Here is a 251-nt window from a genome sequence, read left to right on the forward strand (position 1 = left end):
GGTAGCCGGGCCCGACCGGGATCTTCTGCGCCGGGTCGAGCCCGCCCGAGGACACGTCCATCATGTCCACGCCGAGCGCCTTGAGGCGGCGGGACAGCTCCACCGTCTCCTCCGTGTCCCAGCCGCCCGCCACCCAGTCGGTGTGCGAGACGCGCACCAGCAGCGGCACCGAATCCGGGATCGCGGCGCGCACGGCGCGGACGACCTCCAGCGGCAGCCGGGCGCGGCCCTCGAAGTCGCCGCCCCAGCGG

At 75.7% G+C, this 251-nt stretch carries 1 protein-coding gene; it reads right to left on the reverse strand.

Annotation, left to right across the window (positions count from 1 at the left end):
* A partial coding sequence (locus SAZ04_RS22600) for an oxidoreductase (protein WP_488803355.1) occupies positions 1–251 on the reverse strand: 251 nt, incomplete at both ends.

This window comes from Halalkalibacter lacteus, assembly GCF_036663595.1.
GTDB lineage: Bacteria > Bacillota > Bacilli > Bacillales > Bacillaceae_D > Halalkalibacter > Halalkalibacter lacteus.